The organism is Clostridium algidicarnis (assembly GCF_000703125.1).
In the GTDB taxonomy this organism is placed as follows: Bacteria; Bacillota; Clostridia; order Clostridiales; family Clostridiaceae; genus Clostridium_L; species Clostridium_L algidicarnis.
Genome location: NZ_JNLN01000001.1, coordinates 488,551 through 514,830, shown reverse-complemented (window position 1 = coordinate 514,830; position 26,280 = coordinate 488,551). Strand labels below are relative to the sequence as shown.

The 26,280-nt window shown below is 31.1% G+C and carries 26 protein-coding genes; 24 read left to right on the top strand and 2 right to left on the bottom strand.

Annotation, left to right across the window (positions count from 1 at the left end):
• Positions 1-152 precede the first annotated feature (152 nt).
• The 15 genes from eutA to BV55_RS0102445 all read left to right on the top strand — a co-directional run bounded on the left by eutA (position 153) and on the right by BV55_RS0102445 (position 12,827).
• Complete coding sequence (gene eutA / locus BV55_RS0102515) at positions 153-1,589, top strand: ethanolamine ammonia-lyase reactivating factor EutA (RefSeq protein WP_029451176.1); 1,437 nt, start codon at positions 153-155, stop codon at positions 1,587-1,589.
• A 23-nt stretch (positions 1,590-1,612) separates the two neighbouring features.
• On the top strand, positions 1,613-2,980 hold the full coding sequence (locus BV55_RS0102510) for an ethanolamine ammonia-lyase subunit EutB (RefSeq protein WP_029451175.1): 1,368 nt from the start codon (positions 1,613-1,615) through the stop codon (positions 2,978-2,980).
• 14 nt (positions 2,981-2,994) lie between these two features.
• Entirely contained in the window at positions 2,995-3,879 is an 885-nt protein-coding gene (gene eutC / locus BV55_RS0102505; RefSeq protein WP_029451174.1) for an ethanolamine ammonia-lyase subunit EutC, read from the top strand.
• An 18-nt stretch (positions 3,880-3,897) separates the two neighbouring features.
• On the top strand, positions 3,898-4,554 hold the full coding sequence (gene eutL, locus BV55_RS0102500) for an ethanolamine utilization microcompartment protein EutL (protein ID WP_029451173.1): 657 nt from the start codon (positions 3,898-3,900) through the stop codon (positions 4,552-4,554).
• Positions 4,555-4,569: 15 nt separating this feature from the next.
• The gene (locus tag BV55_RS0102495) at positions 4,570-5,238 is read left to right on the top strand and encodes a BMC domain-containing protein (RefSeq protein WP_029451172.1); all 669 of its coding nucleotides are present in this window, start codon (positions 4,570-4,572) and stop codon (positions 5,236-5,238) included.
• A gap of 13 nt (positions 5,239-5,251) precedes the next feature.
• Entirely contained in the window at positions 5,252-6,721 is a 1,470-nt protein-coding gene (locus tag BV55_RS0102490) for an acetaldehyde dehydrogenase (acetylating) (protein WP_051652376.1), read from the top strand.
• A gap of 55 nt (positions 6,722-6,776) precedes the next feature.
• Complete coding sequence (gene eutM / locus BV55_RS0102485; protein WP_029451170.1) at positions 6,777-7,061, top strand: ethanolamine utilization microcompartment protein EutM; 285 nt, start codon at positions 6,777-6,779, stop codon at positions 7,059-7,061.
• A 116-nt stretch (positions 7,062-7,177) separates the two neighbouring features.
• Complete coding sequence (locus tag BV55_RS0102480) at positions 7,178-7,939, top strand: cobalamin adenosyltransferase (RefSeq protein WP_029451169.1); 762 nt, start codon at positions 7,178-7,180, stop codon at positions 7,937-7,939.
• A 12-nt stretch (positions 7,940-7,951) separates the two neighbouring features.
• A complete protein-coding gene (gene eutD / locus BV55_RS0102475; protein ID WP_035794216.1) occupies positions 7,952-8,593 on the top strand; it encodes an ethanolamine utilization phosphate acetyltransferase EutD in 642 nt (213 codons plus the stop codon).
• An 11-nt stretch (positions 8,594-8,604) separates the two neighbouring features.
• The gene (eutJ, locus tag BV55_RS0102470; RefSeq protein ID WP_029451167.1) at positions 8,605-9,435 is read left to right on the top strand and encodes an ethanolamine utilization protein EutJ; all 831 of its coding nucleotides are present in this window, start codon (positions 8,605-8,607) and stop codon (positions 9,433-9,435) included.
• 26 nt (positions 9,436-9,461) lie between these two features.
• Positions 9,462-10,172, top strand: a complete 711-nt coding sequence (locus BV55_RS0102465; protein WP_029451166.1) for a TIGR02536 family ethanolamine utilization protein — start codon at positions 9,462-9,464, stop codon at positions 10,170-10,172.
• 59 nt (positions 10,173-10,231) lie between these two features.
• On the top strand, positions 10,232-10,501 hold the full coding sequence (locus BV55_RS0102460; RefSeq protein WP_029451165.1) for a EutN/CcmL family microcompartment protein: 270 nt from the start codon (positions 10,232-10,234) through the stop codon (positions 10,499-10,501).
• A 23-nt stretch (positions 10,502-10,524) separates the two neighbouring features.
• Entirely contained in the window at positions 10,525-11,067 is a 543-nt protein-coding gene (locus BV55_RS0102455) for a BMC domain-containing protein (protein ID WP_029451164.1), read from the top strand.
• 74 nt (positions 11,068-11,141) lie between these two features.
• Entirely contained in the window at positions 11,142-12,233 is a 1,092-nt protein-coding gene (gene eutH, locus BV55_RS0102450) for an ethanolamine utilization protein EutH (protein WP_029451163.1), read from the top strand.
• A 123-nt stretch (positions 12,234-12,356) separates the two neighbouring features.
• Positions 12,357-12,827 (top strand): cupin domain-containing protein, encoded by a 471-nt coding sequence (locus BV55_RS0102445; RefSeq protein WP_029451162.1) that lies wholly within the window; start codon positions 12,357-12,359, stop codon positions 12,825-12,827.
• A 157-nt stretch (positions 12,828-12,984) separates the two neighbouring features.
• Here the strand turns inward: BV55_RS0102445 and BV55_RS0102440 are convergent, their stop codons facing one another.
• Positions 12,985-13,641 (bottom strand): pentapeptide repeat-containing protein, encoded by a 657-nt coding sequence (locus tag BV55_RS0102440; protein ID WP_029451161.1) that lies wholly within the window; start codon positions 13,639-13,641, stop codon positions 12,985-12,987.
• A gap of 333 nt (positions 13,642-13,974) precedes the next feature.
• Here BV55_RS0102440 and BV55_RS0102435 point away from each other — a divergent pair, with 333 nt between their 5' ends.
• The 7 genes from BV55_RS0102435 to BV55_RS0102405 all read left to right on the top strand — a co-directional run bounded on the left by BV55_RS0102435 (position 13,975) and on the right by BV55_RS0102405 (position 23,274).
• The gene (locus BV55_RS0102435) at positions 13,975-14,667 is read left to right on the top strand and encodes an ABC transporter ATP-binding protein (RefSeq protein WP_029451160.1); all 693 of its coding nucleotides are present in this window, start codon (positions 13,975-13,977) and stop codon (positions 14,665-14,667) included.
• Complete coding sequence (locus BV55_RS0102430; protein WP_029451158.1) at positions 14,654-17,209, top strand: ABC transporter permease; 2,556 nt, start codon at positions 14,654-14,656, stop codon at positions 17,207-17,209. Before BV55_RS0102435 ends, BV55_RS0102430 begins: the two co-directional genes overlap by 14 nt.
• A 256-nt stretch (positions 17,210-17,465) precedes the next feature.
• Positions 17,466-18,164, top strand: a complete 699-nt coding sequence (locus BV55_RS0102425) for a response regulator transcription factor (RefSeq protein WP_029451157.1) — start codon at positions 17,466-17,468, stop codon at positions 18,162-18,164.
• Entirely contained in the window at positions 18,161-19,405 is a 1,245-nt protein-coding gene (locus tag BV55_RS0102420; protein WP_029451156.1) for a sensor histidine kinase, read from the top strand. Before BV55_RS0102425 ends, BV55_RS0102420 begins: the two co-directional genes overlap by 4 nt.
• A gap of 98 nt (positions 19,406-19,503) precedes the next feature.
• A complete protein-coding gene (locus BV55_RS0102415) occupies positions 19,504-20,574 on the top strand; it encodes a CdaR family transcriptional regulator (protein ID WP_029451154.1) in 1,071 nt (356 codons plus the stop codon).
• A gap of 228 nt (positions 20,575-20,802) precedes the next feature.
• Entirely contained in the window at positions 20,803-22,053 is a 1,251-nt protein-coding gene (locus BV55_RS0102410) for a GntP family permease (protein ID WP_029451153.1), read from the top strand.
• 90 nt (positions 22,054-22,143) lie between these two features.
• Positions 22,144-23,274, top strand: a complete 1,131-nt coding sequence (locus BV55_RS0102405; RefSeq protein ID WP_029451152.1) for a glycerate kinase — start codon at positions 22,144-22,146, stop codon at positions 23,272-23,274.
• A gap of 149 nt (positions 23,275-23,423) precedes the next feature.
• Here the strand turns inward: BV55_RS0102405 and BV55_RS0102400 are convergent, their stop codons facing one another.
• The gene (locus tag BV55_RS0102400) at positions 23,424-23,750 is read right to left on the bottom strand and encodes a hypothetical protein (protein WP_029451151.1); all 327 of its coding nucleotides are present in this window, start codon (positions 23,748-23,750) and stop codon (positions 23,424-23,426) included.
• A gap of 440 nt (positions 23,751-24,190) precedes the next feature.
• On the opposite strand from BV55_RS0102400, the gene BV55_RS0102390 reads away from it, so the two are divergent.
• Both BV55_RS0102390 and BV55_RS0102385 read left to right on the top strand, forming a co-directional pair.
• Entirely contained in the window at positions 24,191-24,448 is a 258-nt protein-coding gene (locus BV55_RS0102390; protein WP_029451149.1) for a DUF1653 domain-containing protein, read from the top strand.
• A gap of 34 nt (positions 24,449-24,482) precedes the next feature.
• Complete coding sequence (locus BV55_RS0102385) at positions 24,483-26,204, top strand: ABC transporter ATP-binding protein (protein ID WP_029451148.1); 1,722 nt, start codon at positions 24,483-24,485, stop codon at positions 26,202-26,204.
• The last annotated feature ends 76 nt before the right edge of the window (positions 26,205-26,280 follow it).

Genomic DNA, 26,280 nt, shown 5'->3' with positions numbered 1-26,280 from the left:
GGAAAGATAAAATTGTATTACCCTTAAATTAAGAGCATTACCAATAGTATATCCAACCTTGGCCTTAGTTTATAAAAAACAACAAAGGGGGAAGCCCGTAACTTATAACTTAACTTATTATTATAATAATTAAAGTTATATGCGGTAACGATATGAAAGAACAAATTTTAAGCGTAGGTATTGACATAGGAACGTCTACTACACAGTTAGTATTTACTCATATTACAATTGAAAATACAGCTAGTAATTTTTCAGTTCCACGAGTAAATATTGTAGATAAAGAAATAATATATAGAAGCGAAATTTATTTCACACCACTTATTACTCAAAAGAAAATAGATAAAGAAAAGGTAAAAGAGATAATAAAGGGTGAATATGAAAAAGCTAAAGTAAACATAAATGATGTGAAGACTGGAGCTGTAATAATAACAGGAGAAGCTGCAAGGAAAGAAAATGCTAATGATGTACTTCAGACATTAAGTGGATTTGCAGGAGATTTTGTTGTGGCAACAGCTGGACCTGATCTAGAATCAATAATTGCAGGACGAGGAGCTGGTGCCGATAAGGTGTCAGATGAAGAAAATGCTTATGTTGTAAATATTGATATAGGTGGAGGAACATCTAACTTAGCACTATTTAAAAATGGAGAGCTTGTTGATACAGGATGCATGGATATAGGCGGTAGACTTATTAAAATAGATATGGATACCAAAGAAATATATTATATATATCCTAAAATTAAAGAACTTGCAGAATCTATAGGAGTAAAAGTTGAAGTTGGAGATAAAGCAGACATATATAAGCTTCGAAAGATAGCACAAAGAATGGTTGGAATTATAGAAGAGTCTGTTTGTTTAAAAGAAAGAAGTAAGATGTATGACTATCTTCAAACCAATAAGGGACTAAAGGATGGTTACAACATAGAATATATAACATTTTCAGGTGGAGTAGCAGATTATGTATACAAAGAAGATTACAGTGACTACTTTAAATTTGGAGATATGGGAGTAATTTTAGGAGAAGAAATAAAAAAATCTAGTATACTTTCAAACTTAAAATTAAAACCAGCTCTTGAAACTATAAGAGCTACAGTAGTTGGAGCAGGATCACATACCACAGATATTAGTGGCAGCACAATTACTTATACTACAGAGGATGTCTTTCCAATTAAAAATCTTCCTATTTTGAAACTGTCAAAGAGTGATGAAGAGCAAGGATTTGAATCCATAGAAAAGGCAGTAAGAGAGAAAATAAGTTGGTTTAATGTAGAAAATGAAAGTCAATTAATAGCATTAGCTTTAAAAGGGAGTAAAAATCCTTCTTTTATAGATATACAAAACTTAGCAGCTTCAATTATAAAGGGAATGGAATCATTAATAAAAAGCAATTATCCGTTATTTGTAATTGTAGAAAATGATATAGCAAAAGTTTTAGGTCAAACCATTTATGCACAACTTGGCAGAAAGAATAATGTAATATGCATAGATAGTGTGAAGGTAGAAAATGGAGATTATATCGATATTGGAAAACCATTAGTAAATGGTAAGGTAGTCCCAGTAGTAATAAAAACCCTAGTATTTAATTCATAAATTTATTAAAAGGAGTGAACAAAATGATACTTAAAACTAAATTATTTGGAAAAACGTATCAGTTTAAGGACGTTAAAGAAGTATTAGCAAAAGCTAATGAAGATAAGTCCGGAGACAAATTAGCAGGAATAGCTGCACAATCAGCTCAAGAAAGAGTTGCAGCAAAGGTTGTATTAAGTCATCTCTTAGTTTCAGATATAAGAAACAACCCAGTTGTTCCTTATGAAATGGATGAAATTACAAGAATAATACAAGATGCAGTAAATGAAAAGATATATGCTGAAATCAAAAACTGGACAATTTCAGATTTAAGAGAATGGATCTTAGATGAAAACACAACAGGTGCTGATATAACAAGAGTTTCAAGAGGACTTACTAGTGAAGTTGTTGCAGCTGTTGCAAAGCTTATGTCTAATTTAGATTTAATATATGCAGCAAAGAAGATAAAAATAACAGCTCATTGTAATACTACAATAGGTGAAGATGGAAGATTATCTGCAAGATTACAACCTAATCACCCAACAGATGATGTGGATGGAATAGTTGCTTCTTTATTAGAAGGATTAACATTTGGTATTGGTGATGCACTTATAGGACTAAACCCAGTTGATGATACAGTTGGAAGTGTAGTTAAGATATTAAAGAAATTTGAAGAGGTAAAACAAACATATGAAATACCAACACAAAACTGTGTTTTAGCTCACGTAACAACTCAAATGGAAGCTATAAAACAAGGAGCTCCAACAGATTTAATATTCCAAAGTATTGCAGGATCTCAAAAAGGAAATGCAGCATTTGGAATTACAGCAGACTTAATAGAAGAAGCTAGACAGTTAGCATTAACACAAGGAACAGCAGCTGGCCCGAATGTTATGTATTTCGAGACAGGACAGGGTTCAGAGTTATCAGCAGAAGCACATTTTGGTGCTGACCAGGTGACAATGGAAGCTAGATGTTACGGATTTGCTAAAAAATATGATCCTTTTGTAGTTAATACAGTTGTTGGATTTATAGGACCAGAATATCTATATGACAGCAGACAAGTTATAAGAGCAGGTCTTGAAGATCACTTCATGGGTAAGCTTACAGGAATATCAATGGGATGCGACGTTTGTTATACAAACCATATGAAGGCAGACCAAAATGATGTAGAAAACCTAGCAGTATTGTTAACTACAGCAGGATGTAACTACTTTATGGGAATACCTCATGGAGATGACGTAATGCTTAACTACCAAACTACAGGATACCATGAAACAGCAGCTTTAAGAGAATTGTTAAATAAAAGACCAATTGCTGAATTTGAAGCTTGGTTAGAAAAATGGGAATTTATAAAAGATGGTAAATTAACAGCAAGAGCAGGAGATGCTTCTGTATTTCTTAAAAAGTAAAAGGAGGTAAGAATATGTTTTCAGAAAGTGATTTAAAAAGATTAGTAGAACAAGTTTTAGTTGAAATGACTACAAAAGAAGGATCAAGTGCAGAAGGTATAGCTAAAGAGATTTTAGAAACAGCAACTGTAGTTGAAGATGGAATGATTCCAGATATTACAGAGGTTGATATTAGAACAAATCTTTTAGTAAAGAATCCAGCTGATAGAGAAGGATATCTAAAAATGAAAAAGCATACACCAGCTAGACTTGGTGTTGGAAGAGCAGGGGCAAGATACAAAACAGAAACAACACTCAGATTTAGAGCAGACCATGCTGCAGCTCAAGATGCTGTATTTACAGATGTTGATGAAAAGGTATTGGAAGATATGGATCTTCAAATAGTTAAAACTATGTGTTCATCTAAAGATGAATTCATAACTAGACCAGACCTTGGAAGAAAGATCTCAAAGGAAGAGCTCGATAAGTTAAAATCTTATAAGAGAAATCCACAAGTGCAAATATATGTTTCTGACGGACTAAGTTCAAAAGCTATAGAAGCTAATGTTAAGAGTATATTACCTGCATTAATACAAGGACTTGAAGGATACGGAATATCTGTAGGAAAGCCTTTCTTTGTAAAGCTTGGAAGAGTTGGAGCTATGGATGTTATCTCTGAAGAATTTGGAGCAGATGTAACTTGCGTTCTTATAGGAGAAAGACCAGGCCTTGTAACAGCAGAAAGTATGAGTGCTTATATAGCTTACAAGGGAACAATTGGTATGGAAGAATCAAGAAGAACAGTTGTATCTAACATACATAGAGGCGGTACTCCTGCAGTTGAAGCTGGAGCTTATATAGCCGATATTATAAAACTTATGTTAGAGAAAAAAGCAAGTGGACTCGATCTAAAATTATAACCTAAGGAGGATATTATTATGAAAAACGATCAACTTCGTCCATCAGTATTAAGCGTTAAGTTAATACCTAATGTAAGTGCTGATATGGCTAGAGAACTTAATTTGAAACCAGAACATAAGAGCATAGGAATCATAACATCAGATTGTGATGATGTTACTTATACAGCTTTAGATGAAGCTACTAAATCTGTAGAGGTTGAAGTAGTTTATGCTAAATCCTTATATGCAGGAGCTGCAAATGCTAATAGTAAACTTGCAGGTGAAGTTATAGGAATATTAGCAGGACCTAGCCCAGCAGAAGTTAGAAGTGGAATTAATACAACCGTTGACTTTATAGAAAGTGGTGTTGCTACATTTTATAGTGCCAATGATGATGACTCAATTCCATACTATGCACAATGTATATCAAGAACAGGTTCATACCTTTCTAAGACAGCAGGAATAAAAGAAGGCGAAGCATTAGCTTATCTAATAGCTCCACCACTAGAAGCAATGTATGCATTAGATGCAGCTATGAAAGCGGCAGCAGTTGATCTTAAGGCATTCTTTGGCCCACCATCTGAAACTAACTTTGGTGGAGCACTTTTAACAGGAAGCCAATCAGCATGTAAGGCAGCTTGCGAAGCTTTCGCATCAGCAGTTAAATTTGTAGCAGAAAACCCTAAAGAATACTAAGATTAGGTGAAAGATATGAATAAATCCACCTTGGGGTTTTTAGAAACTTATGGATTTGTTGCTGCTGTAGAAGGCCTTGATGTAGCTTTGAAATCTGCCAATGTAGAGCTTGTTAGCTGTGAATTTATAAGCAGTGGAATAGTTACCGTTATAATTACAGGAGATGTATCATCTGTAAAAGCTGCAGTGGAAGCTGCATGCATAGCAATAGATAGGATAGGAACTTTAAGAAGTGCCAATGTAATAGCTAGAACCGATGATCAGGTTTTAGGTATGTTTTATAAAGATCATAATGATCAAGTAAAAGATTTAGAAAAAGAAAATATTCATGTAGTCTCTAAAGTTCAGAATGTAACAGAATCTATAAATAAATCAAAAGAAACAGATGATTTGCAAATAAATGACTTGGAAAAGACTGAGAAGCAAGAAAAGACAGAAGAAGTCATTAAAAAAGAGATAGTTATTAAAGAAGATTTAGAGAATAAAGATGGAGGCTTGAACCAAGGGTTTGAAGTTGAAGAAATTATAAAAATGTCAGAAAAGCAATTAGAGGCATTAAAAGTTCAAGAGCTTAGGACTATGGCTAGAGTATTAAAAGAAAATCACAAGTTTTCTTTGACTAAAAAACAAATTAAGTTTAGTAAAAAAGATGAACTGATAAAAGCTATTCTTAATGAGAAATAGAGGAGTATGAGATATGGAACTTTTAGATAAAGATTTATTATCATTACAAGAAACAAGAACACTTATATCTAAGGCTAAAAAGGCCCATGATATATACAAAACATTTTCTCAATCAAAGGTTGATTCAATAGTTAAAGCCGTAGCAGAAGCTGCTGAAAAAGAAGCTGTAAAACTTGCTAAAATGGCTCATGAAGAAACTGGATTTGGAATATGGCAAGATAAAGTAGTAAAGAATACTTTTGCAAGCAGAGTAGTTTATGAAAGTATAAAAGATTTAAAAACAGTTGGAATAATAAAAGAAAATGATGCAGATAAGTACTTTGAAGTTGGTGTATCACTTGGAGTCATAGCAGCTCTTATACCATCAACTAATCCAACATCAACAACAATTTATAAAACGTTGATTTCAATAAAATCAGGAAATTCTGTAGTAATTTCAGCACATCCAAATGCTAAAAATTGTATTGTTGAAACAGCAAAAATATTAAGTGATGCAGCAACTAAGGCTGGAGCACCAGAAGGACTAATAGGGGTTACAACAATGCCTTCACTTCCTGCAACTACAGAACTTATGAAACATAACGATACAGCACTTATATTAGCTACAGGTGGAGAAGCAATGGTAAAGGCTGCATATAGTTCAGGAACACCTGCTATAGGAGTTGGACCTGGAAATGGACCATCATTTATAGATAAATCAGCAGATGTTAAATTAGCTGTTAAAAGAATACTTGATAGTAAGACTTTTGATAACGGAGTAATTTGTGCATCAGAACAATCAATAGTTGTTGAAAATTGCATGAAAGAAGCTGTTAAAGAAGAGCTTATAAAACAAGGAGCTTACTTCTTAAATGAAGTTGAATCCAAAAAGCTTGGGAAGTTTATACTAAGAGCTAATGGAACTATGAATCCACAAATAGTTGGTAAGAGTGTAAAAAAACTTGCTGAAATGTCTGGCCTTAATGTTAAAGAGGGTGCTAGAGTATTAATTTCTGAAGAAAATACAGTAGGTAAAAATAACCCTTACTCAAGAGAAAAGCTTACACCTATATTAGCTTTTTATACAGTAGATAACCTAGAGGCAGCAATTAAGCTTTGTATAGAAATATTAATGAATGAAGGAAAAGGACACACATCAACACTTCATACAGAAGATAAAGAAGTTATAAAAGCTTTTGCACTTAGAATGCCAGTATCTAGATTGCTTATTAATACTTCAGGTACTTTTGGAGGATTAGGAGCAACAACTAATCTTGTCCCAGCACTTACATTAGGTTGTGGAGCTATTGGAGGAAGTTCAACTTCTGACAATATAGGACCTTTAAACTTACTAGACATTAAAAGAGTTGCTTTTGGAGTTAAAGAGCAAGAAGAGATTACAGGTACTACTTCAGAAGTTAATTCAAATGAAACTTCAATGTCTAAGGATCAATTAGAGCTAATAATAAGAAAAGTTGTTGAACAACTATCAGCACTTTCTTAAGATTATAAATTATAAATAACAAAAAAATAATAATAAATATTAGGAGGAATTCAAAATGGCAAATATGAACGCATTAGGAATGATAGAAACTAAAGGATTAGTAGGGGCAATAGAGGCTGCAGACGCAATGGTTAAGGCTGCAAATGTAACTTTAATAGGTAAAGAGCAAATAGGTGCAGGACTTGTTACAGTAATGGTAAGAGGTGACGTTGGAGCTGTTAAAGCTGCTACAGATGCAGGAGCTGCTGCTGCTGAAAGAGTTGGAGAATTAATCTCTGTTCATGTAATACCAAGACCACATAGTGAAGTTGAAGTTTTACTTCCAAAATCCGAATTATAAAATAAAAATATAAAAAATATTTTGTAAACTATTATATCATGCTCATGAACTTATATCTTATTGGTCATGGGCATGATTAAAATAATAATAAAACATCTTATAAAGGATGTGAAATAATGAGTGTTTTAACAGAGAGTACACTTAGAAGTAAACTTAAAAATCAAAATGTCAGTGAGTATATAGTGGAAAAGGGAGTTATAATAACCCCATCCGCGAAGCAATATTTACAAGACAAAAAGATAAAATTAGTTTACAACAATGATATAAAAGTTAATGAGACTATTAAAAGTTCAAATGCATTAGAACTTAAAGAAAAAACATTTAATCCTAGATATGAACATATAGATGGTGGATTTTTTGAAGATAAGCCAGAGCATATGACTCAGCTTAATGGAAATAAGCTAGTATGTAAAGATCATAGGAGAATAGTTTTAAGGGGCAGACTTGACTCACTACAATCTAAAATATTAAGAGCACAAATCTTATGTAAAAATTTAGATGAAAAGTTAGTTTTAAAGGATTTAGAAGAAATTTTAGATTACGTAAGAAAGATATTAGAATGTGAAGTGACAGAAAAACCATTGCCAATGGTTAATCTTATAGGACTCTCTGAAAAAGAGTTAAGAGCGTATTCTCATGATCCTAAAAAGTATCTAAACACTGATCATATAATATATCCAAGTTATAAAATGGGAGACGTAGTTGTAGAATTAAATAGATTAAGAACTGAAAGCAGAGAAGTAGAGATAGTAGCCTTTAATGCATTTAAAAATGAGGACGGTGAACTTTCAAGAAATGATATAGCTCTAGCCATGAATAGGCTTAGTAGTTGTTTTTATGTCATGATGTGTAAAGTCGTTTCTGGAAAGTACAAATAAGAGGTGAAGAAAATGGAAATATCAAATATTGAAGTTAATTATATAATAGCCGAAGTTTTAAAAAGATTAAAAGAAAAACCAGAAGATAAGGGTATACTAATAGAAGCATCAGGAAAACATGTTCATCTTTCAAGGAAGGATGTTGATACATTATTTGGACCTGGATATGAACTAAAGAAAGCAAGAGACTTATCCCAACCAGGACAGTATCTTTGCGAAGAAAAGGTAACTGTAATAGGACCAAAGGGTGTAATGCAAAATGTTGCTGTATTAGGACCTATAAGAAAAACAACACAGGTTGAACTTTCTAAAAGTGATGCGGTTTCAATAGGAGTTAATGCTCCAGTTAGAATGTCAGGATCTACAAAAGAAAGTGCAGCTGTAAGTTTAGCTACTAAAACTGCAGCTATAAGACTCGAAGAAGGTGTAATAGTTGCAAAAAGACATATTCATATAACTCCAGAAGATGCAGCAAAATATGGAGTAAAGGACAAAGATATTATTAAAGTTAAAGTGAGTGGTGATAGAAGCTTAATTTTTGATGAGGTAGCCGTTAGAGTAAGTGATAAATTTAGTACAGTAATTCACATAGACTATGATGAGGCAAATGCATGCGGATTTGTTAAGAATATTCGTGGTGAAATACTTAAATAAAGAGGTTAATTATGATGAATTTAGGTAGAGTTGATACCATTATAAAAGAAGTTGAAAGCTCAATAAAAAAACCAAGAAAAGTTAATAAAGATGAAAAACTTTATGTAGGTGTAGACTTAGGTACAGCGTATATTGTTATAGTAGTTTTAGATGACAAAAAAAGGCCAGTAGCCTGCGAAATGCAATTTGCACAAGTGGTTAGAGATGGCTTAGTTGTAGATTTTATTGGAGCTACTAAAATAGTAAAAGAGCTTAAAAGAAAAATTGAAGATAAAATAGGCATCGAACTTACAAATGCTGCAATAGCTGTGCCACCGGGAACTGATGAAAGAGACATAAAGACTCATTCTTATGTAGTTGAAGGTGCGGGTATGGAAGTTATATCTGTAGAAGATGAACCAACAGCTGCAAATGCTGTATTACAAATTGATAATGGAGTAGTTGTAGATGTAGGTGGTGGTACTACAGGCCTTTCCATATTTAAAGATGGAAAGGTTATATATACCGCAGATGAAGCTACAGGAGGTACACAGTTATCTTTGGTAATTGCAGGTGCATATAAGATTCCATTTGAAGAGGCAGAAGAAAAGAAAAAGAGTACTAAAAATCAAGAAGAGATATTTCATATGGTAACTCCTGTTATTCAAAAGGTAGCATCTATTATTAACACACATATAAAAGCATTCGATGTAGATAAAATTTATTTAGTTGGTGGTACCTGTTGTTTAAAGAATTTTGAAAAAGTAATTCAAAAAGAAACAGGCATAGAAACCATTAAACCATTAAATCCATTTTTAGTTACTCCTTTAGGAATTGCAATTAATTGTGCTGATAAACAATAATTTATCTAATGAAAGGAGTTGAACTTATGAATAACGAAGAATTAGTAGAGAATATAACTAAAGAAGTCATGAAAAGAATTAAGTTTATGATGGAAACTAGTAGTATTAATAAAAAAACAGTATTAATATTAGAAGAGACTAAGAACTCATGCCAAGTAGTTAAGGGAAAAATAGAGCAAAATGAAATGTCAGTAGATTATATAGATACTATGAAAGATGTAGATTCTTATGAAATTATATTAATACAAAATCTTTCTAATAACGAATTAGTTAATATATCAAAGGGATATGGAAATTCACCTAAGGAAAAAATGATTATAGATATGCTTTTAAAAGGTAAAAGGTTATATGCTTTAGAAAAAGGATTACAGTATAAAGAGCATGAAAGTAAATCACCTAAAGCATTATTAAAAATATTTGAAAATTATAAAGATAAACTAGTATCTTTTGGCATAGAATTTAAATCATTAAGAGCTGTCTTAGGTAATACTAAAGAAAACAATAATATTGAAGTTTTAGGAAAATCTTTAGTTAAGGAAAGCTGTAAGATAGGAAATTCAGATAATAATAAGTGTTTAAGTTCAGTATTAAATAAAAAGTTAATATCAGAAAGTGATATCAGAAACTTAAAAAAAGAAGGATTAAATGAAATTTTGATTTGTAAGGGTTCTATAGTAACTCCACTTGCAAAAGATTTTGCAAGAATAAACAATATTGATATTAAAATAGAAGGTTAAAATAAAAAACTAATATAGAAAATTAAGGAAACTCTTAGGAGGGGAAAGGGGAGCTGAATATGTTTATAGGGCAAGTAACAGGAAACTTATGGGCAACTAAAAAAGATGAGAACCTTAATGGGCTTAAATTTTTGGTTGTAAGAAAGCTAAATTATAAAGGCGAGCTTACTGAAGATATGGTTGTAGCGGTGGATTCTGTAGGAGCAGGGTCAGGGGATCAAGTTATTGTAGTTGGAGGAAGCTCTGCAAGGCATGTCCTTGGAGAAAAGAAAGCACCAATAGATGCTACTATAGTAGGCATTATAGATACACTAGAACTTGAAAAGTAAGAAAAGATATGGAGATTTAAAGTATGAAAAAAGCTTTAGGAATATTAGAATTTAGTAGTATATCAAGAGGTATCGAAGTTAGTGATGTACTTCTAAAGGCATCCTTTGTAGATGTAGAGATGATTAAACATATATGCCCTGGAAAGTTTTTAACCATAATTTCAGGTGATGTAGAAGCGGTTAAAGAAGCCATGGAAAAGGCTAAGGCTGGAGATCAAAAGAAATTAGTTGAAGATACCGTTATACCAAATGCTAGTGAAGAAATTATAAAGGCATTTAAGAAAAGACCTATTGTAGTAAATTTTAATGCCATAGGTATAATGGAGTTTTTAAATGTTACATCAGCATTAAAGGCATTGGACATAGCTTTAAAGGCCTCAGATACTCAGATTGTTAAATTGGTTTTAGGAAACGGTATTGCAGGAAAGGCTTATTTTATAATTAACGGTTCCGTATCAAGTGTTGAAGAAGGTATAAAGTCAGCAAAAGCTAATATAAACCCTAATAAAATAATTCATAGTTCAGTGATCCCCTCACCTAATGAAATTCTTTTAGGTAACCTTTAAATTTAATGAGGCATTTTAAAATTGAATACATAAGTATTTATAGAAATAAAAATATGAAAAAAGAGGTGTAATAAGTGGGAATAAATGAAATTATTGTATATATTATGATGGTATTTTTAGTTATAGGTGCTATAGACAAACTTTTAGGAAATAAGTTTGGATATGGAGAACAGTTTGAAGAAGGATTTATGGCTATGGGAGCACTTGCTTTAGCAATGGTAGGAGCTATATGCTTAGCACCAGTTTTAGCAAATGTATTAAAACCAGTAATAGTACCAATTTATAAAGCATTAGGATCAGATCCATCAATGTTTGCTACAACTTTACTTGCTTGTGATATGGGCGGATATCAATTAGCAGGAGAACTTGCAGAAAATGCAGCAGTAGGACAATTTGCAGGACTTATCCTTGGAGCAATGATGGGACCTACAATAGTATTTACTATTCCAGTAGCACTTGGAATAATAAAAAAAGAAGATCAAAAATATTTAGCTAAAGGTGTTTTAGCAGGTATTATAACAGTACCAGTTGGAACTTTCGTAGGAGGACTTCTATCAGGACTTCCAGCACTAGTTGTACTTCAAAACTTAACACCAATAATAATAGTTGCATTACTTATAGTTATAGGACTTAAGTTTGCACCAGACGGAATGATAAAGGGATTCACTTATTTTGGAAAGTTTATAACTATAGTTATAACTATAGGACTTGTAGCAGCTGTATTACAAAAGACTACAGGACTTGTTTTAATAAAAGGTATGGCACCAATAGAAGAAGGACTAAGTGTTGTTGGTGATATTGTTGTAATACTTGCAGGAGCGTATCCTCTAGTACACTTTATAACAAAAGTATTTAAGAAACCTCTTATGAAAGTTGGATCATTACTTAAGATTAATGATGTTGCAGCAGCAGGTATGATAGCATCACTTGCAAATAGTATACCAATGTTTGGAATGATGAAGGATATGGACGAAAGAGGAAAGATAATTAACGTTGCTTTCGCAGTAAGTGCAGCCTTCGTATTTGGAGATCATCTAGGATTTGCAGCAGGAGTTAATCCAGAACTTATAGCTCCTATGATAGTAGGTAAATTAGTAGGTGGTGTAACTGCAGTAATAGTAGCAGTTATGATGACTAAAAACCTTGGAGAAACTAAAAAAGCTTAATATAAATCTAAATATTATATAAGATAGAGATTTTGAAATCACTGGACTTATAGAAGATATTAAATTATAAGTCTAGTAGGTTTTAAAATCACACAAATAAAAACTTATGAGGGAGAGATTACAATGGAAAATTTAAATGAAGCAATGATAGAAGAAATAGTTAGAAAATTAATAACAGAAAAATTAGGGGATGTATCTAAAAAAGCTGAGCCTGAAATGTCAAGAGACATAGAACCAAAAAGTGGTATCATGTCAATAAAGACAGAAACAGTTAAGCCAGAAAAATTTGATACAGGGCACGCTGGAGACCAAGTTTTCTTAAAAGACGTAGTATCAGTAGAAGAAAGTCCAAGACTTGGTTGTGGAATCATGGAAATGAAAGAAACTAGCTTTGAGTGGACATTAATGTATGATGAAATAGACTATGTAATAGAAGGAACTTTAGAAGTAGATATAAACGGTAAAAAGGTTGTAGGAAATAAAGGGGATATAATATATATACCAAAAGCATCTACAATTCACTTTACAGTTCCAAACTATTCAAAGTTTATGTATGTAACATACCCAGCAGATTGGGCAGATCAAGCAAAATAAGAATATAATTAATTGAATATAAAAAACCTATAAGACGTTATAAAGTCTTATAGGTTTTTTATGTATTGAGATAGGTATAGGGTAAAGTAAGAATCTATATTTCTTAAAGTTTATACACCATAATGCTACTGGGAATAGGTTGATGGTTATTATGGTACTATAAAGGTTTATCTATCTTAGAATCCTTTAAAAGTCTAATTACATAACTTAATGTATGGAAATCTCTATCTAATTCAAGTTGAATCCTACGTAAGCCTTCAATTAAAGTCTTTTCATCAAAGTGTTCTAATAGAATCATTAAATTTAATAAATTCAGGTCTCCGTCCTTTGTATCAAAAATCCTAGCAGCTTTTACATGGGCATTTGTCATTACATTTTCAGTGGCAATTCTTAAATCCTCACTTATTTTTATATCTGGCATCTCATCAAAGATCTTGATATTAGGATTGCTCCTATCTAAATTTTTAGCCTTTTTTACATCTGTGCATAAAAATACAGTATTTATAAAGGTGGCATCTTTAAAGTTAACTGCCTCTAAGTTTACTGAATCAAATATAGCATTTTCAAATATAGCATCTTTAAAACTACTTCCCTTTAAGTTAGTACCAATAAATTCAGCCCATCTAAAAGTACACTGAAAGAAATCACTAGACTTAAAATGCGCACCTCTAAAACTCACATAATCAAAATTTGAGTTTGAAAAGTTACAATTATAGCAGTTACTTCTAGCAAGGTTTTTGTACATAAAATTCTTATCTTTTTTTTCTATATTGTTGTAATTAAAGTTCCCTTTAACGCTTTGATTTCTAGCCATTTTTACCTCCAAAGCAAATAATATTATTTGCAGTCTTTTATTTTCAAAACACCTTTAAAAAACTCCTAGCTAATTTAAAAGTTATAGAAGTTTTAATATTCTAACCTTTTACTAAGTATTTTCACGTATTTCATTATAAATGTTATACATAACTTTCATAAAAGTCAATGTGATTTTAGGAAGTACACTTTGTATTAATTACATACAAGGTAAAGAATCTATTATTACAAAGTTGTAATAATAATATTTATAGAATTGTAATAATAATGCTTTATCATTTAATATATAAGAGATATCTTAAATATATAAGTCATAGGAAAAGGGGAGAGCAACATGGAACTTGTAAAAGTTGTAGATATATGCAAAAGCTATGGAAAGGATGAAACTAGGGTAGATGCATTAAAAAATATTAATCTTACTATAAATAAGGGGGAGTTTATAGCTATAGTAGGTCCTTCAGGATCTGGTAAAAGTACATTACTTCATTTACTTGGAGGGGTAGATAAACCTACATCAGGAAAGATACTGCTAGGTGGAGTTGATATGTACTCTTTAAAGGAGAAGGAGCTTGCTATACTTAGAAGAAGAAAGGTAGGCTTTATATTTCAATTTTACAACTTAATACCCGTACTCACTGCTGAGGAAAACTTAGAGATACCTGTACTTTTAGATGGAAAGAAGGTAGATAAAAGATACACTGAAGAGCTTTTAGATATATTAGACATGAAAGAAAGAAGAAACCATCTACCCTCACAGCTATCAGGAGGGCAACAACAAAGGGTATCCATAGGAAGAGCCCTTTCTAATAAGCCATCTATAGTGCTTGCAGATGAACCTACAGGGAACTTAGATTCTAAAAATTCTAAGGAGATAATTGAACTTTTAAGATATTCAGCTAAAAAGTATAATCAAACCTTAGTTTTAATAACTCATGACTTAAATATAGCGAAGATGGCTAATAGAATAATAACTATAGAAGATGGAGAGATAAAAGGTGATGAGGTGATAGTCAGTGAAAAGCTATAATGAGATAACCTTCAAATACTTAAAGAAAAATAAAAAAAGAACTATATTAACCACAATAGGTATAATTTTAGCTGTATCTTTATTTTCAGGTATAGGAACATTTTTTTATAGCCTTAAGGAGGGACTTATAGAAAATGCAAGAAAGAATTCGGGGAATTATGAAGTTATCTACTCAAATGTAAAAGGGGAAAAGTTAAAGGAACTAAGCAATAATTTTGAAATATTAAACTTTGGAATTTCAAAAGTTAGTAATGATCCATTTTTTAATATAGAAGGTTTTGATGAGAAGTATACAGTTTATTTATCTTACTATGATAGTGAAGCTTTTTACAATACATTTAGTGGTAATTTAATTGAAGGAGAAGAACCTAAAAACCAAGATGAAATAATTATAGGGAAAAGGGCTGAAAAGACTTTAGATAAAAGAATTGGAGATTATATAAATTTAAAATCAGAAGGTAAAGAAAGTAGATATAAAATAGTAGGATACTATTATGACAAGGAAGAGCCTCCTACAAAAAACTATAATGCTATGACTTTTATAAATAAGTCTAATATAGATAAGAATGAGAATTATAGCGTATATGCAAATCTTAAAGAAAAGAAGGACAAGAGAGGGGTAGGGGAAAAGGTTGGAAGTAGCATTGGTTTAAAGGAAGAGGATATAAAGTTTAATGATAGCGTGCTTAGATTAATGCTTCAAGATAAAAATCAATTATATAATGATTCCATGTATAAAATTATGGCAGTGATTTTATCTATAATAATAATTTGTACAGTGGCAGTTATATATAATTCCTTTAATATTTCTGTAGCTGAGAGAATAAATCAATTTGGAATCTTAAGGTGCCTTGGAGCTACCCCTTCTAAAATAAGGAGATTAGTTTTTAAAGAAGGGTTTATTATGGGCATTATTGCTATACCTATAGGTATAGTTTCAGGATACTTAGGTATCTATACTACCATAAAGCTAATGAATAAATCTGAGTCTTTTATATTTAACTTTTCAAAGGTAGGATTTTATCCACAAGTTGTAGTTATATCTACAATATTATCCATTATAACTATAATGCTATCAGTTATGGGACCTGCCAGAACTGCTTCAAAAATTCCTCCAATAGAGGCTGTAAAAAACTCAGCTAAGCTAAAAAAAGAAAAATTTAAAAGAAGAAAACCAAGACTTATAAAACTTTTATTCGGCATAGAAGGAGAGGTGGCCTATAAAAACATAAGGAGAAACAATAAAAGATTTTTAATTACTGTATTTTCATTAACCATATCTCTTGTGATGTTTGTAGTATTTACATCTTTAGTTAGACTGTCTAAGGATGCAGGTAATCAATTTTTTATAGATATTCCTGCTGAAGCAACTATAGAAAGCAATGAGGGTTTAAGTAAGGATATGATTAAAGATATAGAGGGAAAAGATGAAATAAAGGAAATACTATATCCTACTATAAAAAAAGGAAACTTATATATAGAAAATTCTTACTTAAGGGATGAGTATTATAAGAATACGGGAGCAGTTAAACCTACATCTTATAGTGTAAATGATAAAGATTATGTATATATAAAAGGAGTATCTTATTGTTCCTACGATAATGTATCTTTAGAAGAAATGAAAAAACACATAATTGAAGGTAAGATAGATGAAAATGACTTGAATAATGGTGGGGTAGTATTAATAGATAGAAATATAGTTATTAAACAAGGAAATAAGGGTGGACAAAGAATTATCGAAGATATGACAAATTATAAGGTTGGAGATAAGATAAAGATACCAAACATAAAGCATCCCTTTCTTGGAGAACAAAATGACCAGGATATTAAAATTGATTTTGAAAAGGAAAGCAAAGAAGCTCTTGAAAAAGGTGATTTTATGGAAGTTACCATAGTTGCTATAGCAGATGCAGACCCTTTTAATCAAAAACTTTTTTATAATAGTGTGAATCTTATATTTAGTGAGGATTATTTTAAAAAGTCCTTTGGGGACTACAAAGTAAAAAATATAGGATTAAGATTTAAAGATAAGGCTTCTAGAGACAATATTTATGAATATCTTGAAAGCCTATCAGAAGAATATGGTGCAAATTACACTGATGTATATTCTTTAAAAGAACAGACAGAGAGCGCTTCAAAACAAATCTATGTATTTGTTTATGGGTTTATAATTATAGTTACAATTATAGCATTAGTAAATATAATAAATACAATAACTACAGGACTTCTTCTTCGAAAAAATGAATTTGCCACATTAAGTGCTATAGGTATGACCAAATCACAATTAGAAAAGATGGTAGCATTAGAAGGGATACTGTATGGTATAATAACAAGTATTATTGGTACTGTGATTTCTTATGGATTATATAAGCTTTTATTAAAGAGCGCCTCAGGCTTTGTAGAAATTAACACTAAGGTGCCTATAGACATATTTGTGTATGGAGCCGTAGCTATTATAATGATTACTTTAATAGCTTCCATGATACCTTTAAGAAAGTTAAAAAATATGAATATAGTAGAAAATATAAGAGCTCAAGAATAATTATATAAGGGCTGAAAAGCAATTATAAATAAGCTAATTCTAATTAAATAGGATTAGCTTATTTATAATTTGTTTTAACAAAAGGATTGAATTTATTGATTTATATATATATGCATTTATAGTATCATAAACTAAAGGAAACTGCTACTGCGCTACTCTACGTAGGAGTAAGTTCCGCTAGCTAAATCGAAGATTTAGAACGTCACTTAAATATCAATTTTACAAAGGTAATAATTATGACTTTAGGAGGATGATTTTGAAAAAAATATTATTATTAGAAGATGATATAACTTTGTCTATCGGATTAGAATATACTTTAAAAAAAGAAGGATTTACTGTTAAAAAAGCAAAAAACTTAAAAGAGGCTAGAGCTAATATAAAAGAAGAGGATTTTGATCTTTTACTTTTAGACTTAATGCTTCCAGATGGTAGTGGATATGATATTTGTAAAGAAGTAAGGGAAAAAGGTAATGTGCCAGTGATATTTATGACTGCCTGTGATGAAGAAGCTAATGTAGTTTTAGGATTAGATCTAGGTGGGGATGATTATATAATAAAACCAATTCGAATAAAGGAGCTTTTATCTAGGATAAAGGCTGTTTTAAGAAGACATAGCAAAGACTCTATGGAAGCTATAATAGTATCTGGAAATATTATTATAGAGCCACTTAAGGCTAAAGTATCAAAGAACTCAGAAGAAATAATATTAACCCCAGCAGAATATAAATTACTTTTAATACTTGTAGAAAATAAAGGAAATGTGCTTTCAAGAAATGTACTGCTACAAAAGCTTTGGGATATAGAGGGTAATTTTGTGGATGCTAATACCCTAAATGTTTATATAAAAAGATTAAGAGAAAAAATAGAGGAAGATTTTAAAAAACCTAAATATATAGAAACTGTAAGGGGCATCGGATATAGATGGTCTATAGAAGTTAGGGGTGAGGAGAGTTGATAAGATATTTTAAAAACCCTGAAATAAAGGCTATAACATTAAACTTGAGTATTCTTTTAGTAACAGTAATTATTTTAAGTTTAGCGCTTTTAAATATAGATATGCAGGGTTTAAATAAAACATATATAGATCAAAATACTTTAATAGTAGGGAATATATTATCTAAGAATCCTGAATTAGAAGAGGAAGTTATATCTTCACTTACTCTAAACAATAGGGAAAACTATGATTTAGGGAGAGAAGTTCTTAGTAAGTATTCCTATGACCAAAGCTTAGCTATATATAAAAATCCAAGTGTAAATAAATTCTATAGTAAGATTTTTATAAAGATTACTTTTATGATGGTATTATTTGGGTTTGTAACATTTATTATGGTATCTAATGAATTTATAGGGCTTTATAAACAAATTGAAAAGTTTACTATAGCAGCAGAGGAAGTAATAGAGGGAAAATTTGATAATTTAACTGAATATAATAAAGAAGGATGCATTTATATATTTGCAAATCAGTTTAACTTAATGGGGAATAGACTTAAAGAATCAATGGGTAACCTAAAAAGAGAAAAGGTGTTTTTAAAAAATATAATTTCAGATATATCTCATCAATTAAAGACTCCCTTATTTTCTCTTGTCATGTTTAATGATCTCATGAAAGAAGAGGATGTATCAAAAGAAGATAGAAAAAGGTTCCTAATTTTAAGTGATGAGCAGTTAAAAAGGATGGAGTGGCTTATTATAAATCTTTTAAAAATTGGAAGATTAGAAGCTGGTGTAATAAATTTTAAAACATCTAATAATTCTCTTAAATTAACTATAGATAAAGCATTGACTGGATTATTAGGAAGTTCAAAAGAAAAGCATCAAAATATAATATTAAAAGGTTCTGATGAAATTTATTTTAATCATGATATGGAATGGACAGCAGAAGCTATTTCAAATATTATAAAAAACTCTATAGAGCATACTAAAGAAGGTGGAACTATAGTAATAGAAACAGAGGAGACCCCTTTGTCTGTATCTATAATGATAATAGATAATGGAGTAGGCATTCCAAAGGAGCTTTTTGGAAGGATTTTTGAAAGGTTTTATAAGGGAGAAAACTCTGTTAATCCTACTAGTATAGGAATAGGATTATATTTAGGTAAGTATATTATAGAATCCCAAAATGGTAGTATAAGAGTGGAGAGTGAGCTAAATAGAGGAAGTAAATTTACTATAACCTTTTTAAAAACTGTAATTTGATTTTTAAAAATTGGCATAGTTATTAAAAGCTTTTTAATAAGTGGATATAATATAAAAGGAATAAAAGAAATTTAATATTTAGGAAAGGGCGAAGTATTATGTTGACTTATAATTTTGCGCAGCGGATAGTTGATAGGATGATGAAGGTTATACCTTACAATGTAAATATTATGGATAGTAAAGGCATTATTATAGCTAGTGGAGACAGCCTAAGGGTGGGTAAGGTACATAGGGGAGCATTTGAAGCTATAGAAAGAGGAATTCTAATAGAAGTTTATAAGTCTTCAGGGGGAGCTAAGCCTGGAGTTAATATGCCTATATACTATAACAATGAGATAATGGGTGTTATAGGTATAAGCGGCGATCCAAAAGTTGTAGGATCTTTTGCAGAGCTTGTAAAAATAACTGCAGAGCTTTTAATAAGTCAGGAATACACTTTCAAGGAAAAAAGAATGGAAGAAAGATTGAAGGATGAATTTCTACACCAATGGGCTTATTTAAATCAAGAGTATGATGCAGTATTTAAAGAAAGGGCCAAGGCCTTAAATATAAATCTCAATATAGAAAGGGTAGCTGTAATTGTAAAGTCCATAGATTCAGTAAAAGATCCTAATTTCGACAAATTAAGGATTAAGATATCAAAAGATGAATATTTAATAAGACTTAATCCTCAAATCTGTGTACTATTTATAAAGTTTAACAAAAACTTAGATAAGTTAATTGAAGGAATATCATCTTTAATAGATAATGTTTATATAGGTATTGGGTTTAAACAAGAGATAGTTGGATTGTCTGTAAATCAAGCATTCAAATCAATTGAGCTTGGAGAAAGGCTTAAACCTAATCAATATATTTACAATTATAAGGATTTTGTGCTTATTGATAGGATATATGAAGGTGGAGATAAAAAAGAGATATTAGAGCCTATACTAAAACTTATAGAGGAGGGCGCGGGGTCTGATCTAATAAATACATTAGATAAATATATAAATTTAAATGGTGAAATAAATTTAGTAGCAGAAGCGCTTCATATTCATAGGAATAGTTTAAACTATAGATTACAAAAGATACAAGACATTACAGGGAAAAATACTAAGAACTATTTAGATTTGTTTCAGTTATTTAGTGCTTATACAATTTATAAGTTAGATTGTAAGGAAGGTAAATAATAGTATCATAAACTAAAGGAAACTCCTACTTTGCTACTATACTTAGGAGTAAGTTCCGCTAGCTAAATCGAAGATTTAGAGCGTCACTTAAATTAATAATTACATATATTATAGGTCAAATGCACTATAATATGATCTGAGATTTTAACAATATGACGATGATTTATTAAATGCAAAGGATTACAATTGATATATCAATATTAAATATATATAAATAGGGGGCATATCATGGAAGTAACAGCGCTAGGTGCAATAGTAGCATTAGTTGTGGCTATTGTACTTATAATTAAAAAGGTTCATCCAGCCTATGGTCTTATTTTAGGCGCATTAGTAGGGGGGCTTGTAGGCGGAGCTGGACTTACTGGAACTGTAACACTTATGATAGATGGAGCAAAGGGAATAATGCCGGCCATACTTAGAATTTTAACAGCAGGAGTTTTAGCAGGGGTACTTATAGAATCTGGAGCAGCAGCTAAAATAGCAGAAACTATAGTAGATAAGGTAGGTGAATCAAATTCACTTATAGCATTGACACTTGCAACATTAGTACTTACTTGCGTAGGTGTATTTATAGATGTTGCAGTAATAACTGTAGCACCAATAGCAATTGCTATAGCAAATAAAGCAAAGCTTAGTAGATCATCTATATTAATTGCAATGATAGGTGGAGGAAAGGCTGGAAATATAATGTCTCCAAATCCTAATGCTATAGCAGCAGCAGATACTTTTAAGATACCATTAACATCAGTTATGGCAGCAGGAATTATACCGGCCATATTTGGAGTTATAGTTACCTGCATAATTGCTAAAAAACTTATAAATAAAGGTTCATACATAATTAATGAAGAAATTCAAACCTCATTGGAAGATAAACCAAGTTTTATAGCAGCAATAGTAGGACCTTTAGTTGCTATAATATTACTTTCATTAAGACCATTATTTAAAATTAATATAGACCCACTTATTGCATTACCTGTTGGAGGAGCTGTAGGGGCTTTGTGTATGGGTAAAATAAAGAATTTAAACAAATATTCTATTTTAGGATTAAGTAAAATGAGTGGAGTTGCTATATTGCTTATAGGAACAGGTACTATAGCAGGAATAATAGCTAACTCGGGATTAAAAGATGTAATAATTAATGGACTACAAACCTTAGGACTTCCAGCTTTCTTATTAGCACCTGTAGCAGGTATATTAATGTCAGGGGCTACTGCATCAACTACTTCGGGTACAGCTGTTGGTAGTCAAGTTTTTGGACCAACTATACTCGAACTTGGTATAGCACCAACATCAGCAGCGGCTATGATTCATTCAGGGGCTACTGTGCTTGACCATCTTCCACACGGAAGCTTCTTCCATGCAACTGGTGGTAGTGTATTTATGGATATGAAAGAAAGGCTTAAACTTATACCTTATGAATCTTTAGTAGGACTTACTATGACAATAGTATCTACTATCATATTTGGATTACTTAAATAAGTAGCCCAAAGAATATTAGTTTATATAATAAAATGTTAATTAATTATCTTGTAAAAATACTTGAATAACTATTAGAAAGGCGGATTATTTATGAAATTTGTTTTAGCACCGGATTCATTTAAAGAGAGTATGAGCGCAAAAAGTGTAGCTAAGGCAATGGAAAGAGGTATTAAAAAGGTTATGCCTGATGCAGAGTGTATCCATGTACCTATGGCAGATGGAGGGGAAGGTACGGTACAGTCACTTATAGATGCAACAGAGGGGACATTGTATGAAATAGATGTTAAGGGACCTCTTTTGAATACTGTAAAGGCAGAATTTGCAATGCTTGGAGATGGAAAGACTGCTGTTATAGAAATGGCAAGTGCAAGTGGTATTCAACTTGTTAAAAAGGAAGAACGTAATCCGCTTTATACAACAACCTATGGTACAGGACAGCTTATAAAGGCTGCTCTTGACAAGGGAGCTACTAACATAGTTATAGGTATAGGAGGAAGTGCAACCAATGATGGTGGTGCAGGTATGGTTCAAGCTTTAGGGGCAAGACTTTTAGATAAAGACTTAAATGAACTTCCTTACGGAGGGGGATACCTTATAAATTTAAAAAGTATAGACCTTAAAGGCCTAGACCCGAGACTAAAGAATGTTACCGTAGAAGTTGCTTGCGACGTTAATAATCCATTAATAGGACCTAAAGGTGCATCTTATATATTTGGGCCACAAAAGGGAGCCACAAAAGATATGGTAGAGGTACTTGACAAGAGTCTTACTCATTATGCAAATATAATTAAGAATTTACTTAATAAAGATATAGCAAAGGTTTCAGGAGCTGGAGCTGCAGGAGGCCTTGGTGCAGGACTTATGGCGTTTTTAGATGCTAAGCTTTTAAAGGGTGTGGATATAGTTATAAAACATACCTGTTTAGAAGAAAAGATGGAAGGTGCAGACTATGTATTTACTGGCGAGGGAAGCATAGATGATCAAACTATTTTTGGTAAGACTCCAATTGGGGTGTCTAAAACAGCACTAAAACACAACATACCAGTAGTAGCCTTTGCAGGGAAGGTTTGTTGTAAAGAGAGAGAAAAGCTATATAAAGAAGGAATAACAGCCATTATAGGCATAGTTCCAGGAATAGTAACATTAAAAGAAGCTTTAGAAAATGGTGAAGAAAATATAGAAAGAGCTACAGAAAGTGTAGTAAGACTTATAAGTATATAAGCATAAAGCATAAAGCATATAAGTAGATTTGAATATAGAAAAGTATAATTATATTTTTAAAATTATGTAAAGTTGAAGGACTGTATCAAACTTTTGTTTTGGCACAGTCCTTCATTTTTATATAATTAAATTGAAAGAATAAACATGGCCTATCTTAAGCCGGTTATTTTTCCTTTTAAAGCTTTTATTCGCCCGTTTACATAAATAGATAGTTCTTTCCTATCATTTTTAATTTCTAAAGGTGCATTGGCAATTATGTTAATAAGATCTAATCTATTGATTTTTATGTTTTCTGCCAATTCTTTAGCTAAAAATCTGTGTTTTATATCCCAGTAACGTTTGTTGAATTCATCAGATTGTCTTTTGTTATAATATCCTTTTTCAGCTCCAAATTGGAAAAGATCTGCTGCTGATTCTAATTCTTCTAAGTCCTCAACCTCTAAAGTTTCATCCATAAGATTTTGAAATAATTTCATTATAAACTCCTTTTCTAATCTATATTATGCCATTTTACTTCGATATTTATGTTTATACATAAACAAAAGTCACTTTAGCACATCAAGATTGTAAAATAGACAAATTTAATATTAATATATTATGTGGAAAATGTAAATATATTATTTAATATTAAATAAAAATAAATATAAATATTAGTGTAAAATAGGAATAATTTTCAATATGTTAGCAGATTTTGCCGAACAAAGAAGGTTTAATTTAGCTTCATTAATATCTAAATTTGAAAATGCAAAAAAAATGTGGTACGAAACAGATTTGTATGATTTAACTATTGCCATATACAATTTAAAATAACAATGTGGTAGAATATAATGAGAAGATAGTGCTATCAATGTAACAAACTAAAGTGTGACAGAATTTTGTATGAAAATATTAAGTAACTAATAAAGGAGCTTTAAATATGTGTGGTGAAAGAAAAATTAAACCAGGGACTTTTTATAAACATTTTAAAGGTAATTATTATAAAGTAATATATATAGCTACACATTCAGAAACTCTTGAAGATATGGTGGTTTACCAGCCACAATATGGAGAGATGAATATATGGGTAAGACCACTTTCTATGTTTTTAGAAAGGGTTGAATTCAACGGGAATATGGTAAATAGATTTGAAGAGTGCTCTAATTTAGATTTAGAAAGTATAACAGAATATAAGTAGAGTGTTCAATTATAAAAATTGAGGTGGTGTTTTAGTGTTCAAAAAATTTGTAAGTTATTACAAGCCTTATAAAAAACTTTTCTTTTTAGATATGCTATTTGCTATTATAGCTGTTTTATGTGATTTGTTTTATCCAATGATGACAAGAAAATTAGTAAATGATAGCATCCCAAATAAAAATATAAGGATGATAACTATATTTGCAGGAGCTCTTTTAGTTATATATATAGTTAAGGTTGCTTGCACTTACTTTATGCAGTATTGGGGACATGTAGTTGGTGTAAGAATGCAAGCAGATATGAGAAGGGACTTGTTTAAACACCTTCAAAAGCTTCCTTGTGATTATTTTGATAACAACAAAACAGGGGATATTATGTCTAAGATGATTAACGATTTAATGGATGTATCAGAGCTTGCACATCATGGTCCGGAAGACTTGTTTATATCTATAGTTATGATAATAGGTTCGTTTTTAATATTGATTACAATAAATACACCTTTAACTTTAATAGTTTTTGCATTTGTTCCTTTTGTTTTTATATTTGCTTTTGTTAAAAAGAATAAGATGCAAAAGGCTTTTATGGAAACTAGAGTGAAAACAGGGGATATAAATGCTAGTTTACAAAATAGCATATCTGGAATAAGAGTATCAAAGGCCTTTGTAAGTCATAATCATGAGCTTAAAAAATTTCAAGTAGGAAATAGAAATTTTAAGGCAGCAAGAGAAAGAGCATATAAGGCTATGGCAGAATACCATTCAGGCCTTGGATTTTGTACAGATTTATTAGATTACGTAGTTTTAATAGTTGGTGGATATTTTACTTATCAGGGAAAGATAAATATTGGAGATTTTATGGCATACATATTGTATGTTAAGATGTTTACTCAACCTATAAAGAAACTTATAAACTTTGTAGAACAATATCAAAATGGAATGACTGGATTTAAGAGATACATAGAGATATTAAATGCAGAACCTGAAAAAGATAAGAAAGACCCAATAGAATTTAATAATGTTAAAGGGAAGATAGACTTTAAGGAAGTATCGTTTAAATATGAAGATAAATATATTTTAAGTAACTTGAATATAGAAATACAAGCAGGTAAGACGCTTGCCTTAGTTGGTCCTTCTGGTGGAGGTAAAACAACTTTATGTAACTTAATACCAAGGTTTTATGATGTAGATTCTGGAGATATACTAATAGATAATAAAAGTATCTATGATATAAGCTTAGAAGATTTAAGAAGTAGCATAGGGCTTGTACAACAAGAAGTATTTTTATTTACAGGCACAATAAAAGAAAACATTTTATATGGTAATCAAGAAGCCACTGATGTAGAAATTATAGCTGCAGCTAAAAGAGCTAATATACATGAATTTATAATGTCAATGTCAAAGGGCTATGATACATTTATTGGGGAGAGGGGTATTAAGTTATCAGGTGGTCAAAAACAGAGAATATCCATAGCAAGAGTATTTCTTAAAAACCCACCAATACTTATATTAGATGAGGCAACCTCAGCCTTAGACAACACTACAGAGTATATGATACAAAAGTCATTAGAAGAGTTATGTAAGGGTAGAACTACCATTGTGGTAGCACATAGATTATCAACTATAAAGAATGCTGATAAAATATTAGTTTTAACTGATAATGGTGTAGAAGAAAGCGGAAGTCATGAAGAGTTATTAAATTTAAATGGAATATATAGCGAATTATACAACGCTCAATTTGTTACAAATGAAGTTTCTTAGTAAAATAGTTAAAAGGATTAATCTTCAACAAATAATCCACAGCTGCATTAAAGAAATAAGACAAGCTGTGGATTAT